Genomic DNA, 5360 nt, shown 5'->3' with positions numbered 1-5360 from the left:
GGCGGCGGCCGCCATCGGCGTGCGCGCGGGCACCCGCACCGGGGCCGGGGGGATGGCGAGCCCGCTGAGCACCAGACCGCCGCTGTCGTCGGCCAGCAGGTCCAGGCGCCGCTCCGCGCCGTCGAGCACCGCCCGCGCCGCCGCCACCGCCCCGGTCGGCACCCCCAGGGACGCCGCCAGGGAGAGCGTCTCGCCCACCGGCACCACCGACAGCACACATCCGGCCAGTTCCCGCTCCCGGTGCAGCAGGGTCACCGCGCGCATCAGGGCGGCGTCGTCGCCCACCACCACTGGCCGGCGGGAACCCCTACGGCCCAGTGCCCGGGCGAATTCCTCCGGGCCCTCCGGGAGACACACCTTGGCCGCCGCACCCGCGCTGAGCACGTCTTTCGCGATCCGTACGGACTCCCCGTCCGTCTGCCGTGCCCCCGGATCGATGATCACCAGCAGCTGATCGGACATCGCGAAAGTCGCCACCTCGGTCCTGCCTCGCTTCCTCGGGTAGCATCTTTGTGCAAGAGCCCCTTGCGCTATTGCGCCAGGGGCTTCGTCTATTCCGGGGCATCCGGTCCGACGGTTGTGCGGCCAACGACGGTCGCGGTGGCACGCGGCGGTGAACCTTACGCCCGCGCCCCTGACCTTGGACATGCCCCGCCCGGAAGGGGTGTACGCGCGTGCCCGCACTTGTGCTGCTCGGTGCTCAGTGGGGTGACGAGGGCAAGGGGAAGGCCACCGACCTGCTCGGTGGATCGGTGGATTATGTGGTGCGATACCAGGGCGGCAACAACGCCGGCCACACGGTCGTCGTCGGCGACCAGAAGTACGCCCTCCACCTCCTGCCCTCCGGCATCCTCTCTCCCGGATGCACGCCGGTCATCGGCAATGGTGTCGTCGTCGACCCCTCGGTCCTGCTCTCCGAGCTGAGCGGTCTGAACGAGCGAGGCGTCGACACCTCCAAGTTGCTCATCAGCGGCAACGCGCATGTCATCACGCCGTACAACGTGACGGTCGACAAGGTGACGGAACGCTTCCTCGGCAAGCGGAAGATCGGCACCACCGGTCGCGGTATCGGCCCCACCTACGCGGACAAGATCAACCGTGTGGGCATCCGGGTCCAGGACCTGTACGACGAGTCGATCCTCCAGCAGAAGGTGGAGGCCGCGCTCGACGTCAAGAACCAGGTCCTCACCAAGCTCTACAACCGCCGTGCCATCACCGCCGACCAGGTGGTCGAGGAGCTGCTGGGCTACGCCGAGCAGATCAAGCCGTACGTCGCCGACACCGTGCTGATCCTCAACCAGGCCCTGGAGCAGGACAAGGTCGTGCTCTTCGAGGGCGGCCAGGGCACGCTGCTCGACATCGACCACGGCACGTATCCCTTCGTCACCTCCTCCAACCCGACCGCGGGCGGCGCCTGCACCGGCGCGGGTGTGGGTCCGACGAAGATCAGCCGGGTCATCGGCATCCTCAAGGCGTACACCACCCGGGTCGGCGCCGGTCCGTTCCCGACCGAGCTGTTCGACGAGGACGGCGAGGCGCTGCGCCGGATCGGCGGCGAGCGCGGTGTGACCACCGGCCGTGACCGCCGCTGCGGCTGGTTCGACGCGGTGATCGCGCGCTACGCGACCCGGGTCAACGGCCTGACCGACTTCTTCCTCACCAAGCTGGACGTGCTCACCGGCTGGGAGCAGATCCCGGTCTGCGTGGCGTACGAGATCGACGGCAAGCGCGTCGAGGAACTGCCCTACTCCCAGACCGACTTCCACCACGCGAAGCCGATCTACGAGAACCTTCCGGGCTGGTCCGAGGACATCACCAAGGCGAAGACCTTCGCCGACCTGCCGAAGAACGCGCAGAGCTACGTCAAGGCGCTGGAGGAGATGTCCGGCGCCCCGATCTCCGCGATCGGCGTGGGCCCGGGCCGGGACGAGACGATCGAGGTCAACTCGTTCCTGTGACCTGGGAGTCCGACGGCCCGTGCGGTTCCACCACACGGGCCGTCGGACTCCCCGGCCCGCGGTATGGCGGCAACCGGCCACCACTCGAATCGCTGCGCAAGGCGCTGCGCGAAACCCTCAGTAGGTGGGCGAGCTCACGGCTCCCGGCCCACGGCGCAGGGCGGCCACGGACTGGGTCAGTCCCGACTTCTCCAGCTGCCCCAGCACATCGTCGAACGTCTGCGGCGGGCGCCGCCGGGAGGTGGCGATCTCCTGCACACAGGCGTATACGACGCGATCGTCCAGCCCTATGAGATCCATCATGAACTCATCAGCCGACTTTCGCTCGATGTCCCAGTCGGCGAGGTAATCGGGCGGGAAGTCTTTGCGGTTGTTCGTGACGATCACCTGGGCGCCCGCCCGGATGGCCGCTGCCAGCACATGCCTGTCGTCCGTGTCAGGCAGCTTGAGCCCCTCGATGAGGGGCTCAAAGCCTGTGACCAGGCAGTCGGGTACCGCCTGATTCATGAGGGATCTACGCCGTGCCAGGGCCTCGGGAGCGATGTTGTAGTCCCGTTCGATGCTCCGGTCCACCTCGTCCAGGATCAGTTCCGTCCATCTGGCGCGGACGAAGCCTCTCTGGCTGACCCGGATCAGCAGGTCCCGCAGTGTGTTGGGGTACAGGACACACGCGTCGTAGATCACGACAAATGCCATGTCAGAGCAGTCCCAGCTCCTGATCCAGCGCCATCAGTTCGTCGGCGGCGCCCTTGCGCCTCGCGTCGTCCTCGCGCAGGTACTGGCGCAGATCGGCAAAGCGGACGCGGCGGTGCCGGCCCACAAGCCGGAAGGGGATCTCCCCGGACTCCAGGAGGCCGATCAGGTAGGGGCGGGACACGTTCAGCATGTCGGCGGCCTGCTGGGTGGTCAGCTCGGTGTCGACCGGCAGGATCTGTACGCCCTGGCCATTGGCCAGGGACGCCAGCATCGATGCGAACATCTCCGCCACCGGCCGTGGCAGCACAAGCGCTTCGTCGCCGGCCCCGGTTTCCAGATGTACCTGGATGTCCTCATCGCTGTGAGCGGTGTGTGAGAGGTATTCGTTGATCCGCCGCAGTGCGCGCTGCGCGTCGCCTGCGTCGACTACGCCTGGTTCGAGCTTTTTCCCTGTTGCGGTCCCCATGACGTCCTCCACTGTTGTACTCGAATTATTCGCAATAAACGAAGCAAGTGCAACCGGACTGCGGTAACGATCCACGAATGGACGAAGCGCCTCTGCCGGTGGACGGGCGGGGTATGGCTCGCGGGTGCCGGGCGGCGCTTTCGGCCCCTGGACACCCGATTGATCAGCCGTGGGCGGCATCGGTCGAAGGGGCGGTTGTGGGGGTGGCGGATGGGGGACACCGGTTGTTTTCCCGTTGTTCCTGGAAGCGGTCTGCCTGACTCATCCTTGACCTGGACATGGTCATTTCCTGGTTTGCGGCGATGAAGGGCGCGAGCACGATCTACGCGGGTAGCCTCCGCATGGAACGCCCCTCTGCACGCGCCAACTCCAGTCTCAGGAGCCTTGAATGACCCACAGTCCCATGAACCGCCGGGAGTTCGTGAAGAAGTCGGCCGTCACCGGCGCCGCCGTCGCCGCGGCGGGCGCGGTGGGCAGCGGCACCGCTGAGGCGGCCGAGCAGGGCCACGGCCACGGCCACGAGAAGGCGCCGCGCACCTGGTCGTTCTCCATCCTGGGCACCACCGACCTGCACGGCCATGTCTTCGACTGGGACTACTACGCCGACGCGCCCTACACCGACAAGGCCGGCAACTCGGTCGGCGTGGCCCGCGTCGCCACCCTCATCAAGCAGCAGCGCGAGGCCAAGGGCGAGCACCGGGTGCTGCTCGTGGACGCCGGCGACATCATCCAGGGCACCTCGCTCGCCTACTACTTCGCCCGGGTCGACCCGATCACCGGCACCGACGGCAAGCGCGGCCCCAAGCACCCCATGGCCGTCGCCATGAACCACATGCGCTACGACGCCGCCGCCCTCGGCAACCACGAGTTCAACTACGGCATCGACACGCTGCGCAAGTTCGAGGACCAGTGCGACTTCCCGCTGCTCGGCGCGAACGCCCTGCACGCCAAGACGCTGCGCCCGGCCTTCGAGCCGTACACCGTCAAGCACATCAAGGTCCCCGGCGCCCCCGACATCAAGGTCGGCATCCTCGGTCTGACCAACCCCGGCATCGCGATCTGGGACAAGGACAACGTCGGCGGCAAGCTGGTCTTCCCCGGCCTGGTCGAGCAGGCGAAGAAGTACGTGCCGCGGCTGCGCGCCCTCGGCTGCGACGTGGTCTTCCTGACCGACCACTCCGGCCTGGACGGCTCCTCCTCGTGGGGTGACGAACTCCCCTACATCGAGAACGCGTCCAACCTGGTCGCCGAACAGGTCCCGGGCATCGACGCGATCCTGGTGGGCCACACCCATGTCGAGGTGCCGTCGTACACCGTCAAGAACGACAAGACCGGCGAGGACGTGCTGCTGTCCGAGCCGTACTGCTGGGGCTACCGGCTCAGCGTCTTCGACTTCGAGCTCGAACTGCACCACGGCCAGTGGAAGGTGACGAGCAAGAAGGCGCAGACCCTCAACCCCAACGGGGTGGCCGAGGACCCGCAGATCAAGAAGCTGCTGGAGGCCGACCACGAGCTGGTGGTGAAGTACGTCAACACCCCGGTCGGCACCTGCACGGCGGACCTCTCGGCGGCGGAGTCCTGCTGGAAGGACGTGCCGATCATGGACTTCATCCACAAGGTCCAGATCGAGACGGTCAGGACCGGCCTGTCCGCGGCCGACGCCGCGCTCCCGCTGATCTCGGTCGCGGCGCCCTTCAGCCGCACCGCCGACATCCCGCAGGGCAACGTCACCATCAAGGACATCGCCGGGCTCTACATCTACGACAACACGCTCTACGCCAAGAAGCTCACGGGCGCCCAGCTCAAGGACTACCTGGAGTACGCGGCCAAGTACTACATCCAGGTCCCCGCGGGCACCGAGGTCGACACCGCGACCCTCACCAACGCCAACAGCTTCTGGGACTACATGTACGACACGGCGGCCGGTGTCGACTACGACATCGACATCGCCCAGCCCGAGGGCTCCCGCATCAAGAACCTGAGCTACAACGGCACCGCCGTCGCCGACGACCAGGTCTTCGTGGTCGCCGTCAACAACTACCGCGCCAACGGCGGTTCGGGCTACCCGCACATCGCCTCGGCGGAGATCGCGTACAGCTCCACCAACGAGATCCGCGACATGATGATCGACTACGTCACCGCGACCAAGACCCTCGACCCGGCCGACTTCGCGGTCACCAACTGGAAGCTGACCCAGGCGGGCACGCCGGTCTTCTAGCCCGGAAGCCGGAAGCCGGAAG

5 protein-coding genes are annotated in these 5360 nt (G+C 67.3%); 2 read left to right on the top strand and 3 right to left on the bottom strand.

Features of this window, described 5'->3' with window-relative positions:
• Nucleotides 1-462: diacylglycerol kinase family protein (locus tag CCN72_RS29995; RefSeq protein WP_279630298.1), on the bottom strand; the 462-nt coding region annotated here is incomplete at its 3' end.
• Between the two features lie 212 nt (nucleotides 463-674).
• Here CCN72_RS29995 and CCN72_RS29990 point away from each other — a divergent pair.
• Nucleotides 675-1958: an adenylosuccinate synthase gene (locus CCN72_RS29990; RefSeq protein ID WP_037658437.1), complete on the top strand. Its 1284-nt coding sequence runs from the start codon at nucleotides 675-677 to the stop codon at nucleotides 1956-1958.
• A 117-nt stretch (nucleotides 1959-2075) separates the two neighbouring features.
• Here the strand turns inward: CCN72_RS29990 and CCN72_RS29985 are convergent, their stop codons facing one another.
• Both CCN72_RS29985 and CCN72_RS29980 read right to left on the bottom strand, forming a co-directional pair.
• Complete coding sequence (locus tag CCN72_RS29985; protein ID WP_244174552.1) at nucleotides 2076-2642, bottom strand: PIN domain-containing protein; 567 nt, start codon at nucleotides 2640-2642, stop codon at nucleotides 2076-2078.
• A 13-nt stretch (nucleotides 2643-2655) separates the two neighbouring features.
• The gene (locus CCN72_RS29980; RefSeq protein ID WP_086811159.1) at nucleotides 2656-3120 is read right to left on the bottom strand and encodes a helix-turn-helix domain-containing protein; all 465 of its coding nucleotides are present in this window, start codon (nucleotides 3118-3120) and stop codon (nucleotides 2656-2658) included.
• Nucleotides 3121-3508: 388 nt separating this feature from the next.
• Between CCN72_RS29980 and CCN72_RS29975 the strand changes: the two genes are divergently transcribed.
• Nucleotides 3509-5338, top strand: a complete 1830-nt coding sequence (locus CCN72_RS29975) for a bifunctional metallophosphatase/5'-nucleotidase (RefSeq protein ID WP_086811157.1) — start codon at nucleotides 3509-3511, stop codon at nucleotides 5336-5338.
• The last annotated feature ends 22 nt before the right edge of the window (nucleotides 5339-5360 follow it).

The organism is Streptomyces murinus (assembly GCF_002154555.1).
Taxonomy (GTDB): Bacteria; Actinomycetota; Actinomycetes; order Streptomycetales; family Streptomycetaceae; genus Streptomyces; species Streptomyces murinus.
The sequence above is the reverse complement of the archived record's forward strand: the minus strand, read 5'-3'. Positions and strand labels throughout refer to the sequence as shown.

Excerpts from the sequence above, each read along its gene's own strand:
- CCN72_RS29980 (WP_086811159.1), bottom strand. The coding sequence starts at position 3,120 with ATGGGGACCGCAACAGGGAAAAAGCTCGAACCAGGCGTAGTCGACGCA.
- CCN72_RS29975 (WP_086811157.1), top strand. The coding sequence starts at position 3,509 with ATGACCCACAGTCCCATGAACCGCCGGGAGTTCGTGAAGAAGTCGGCC.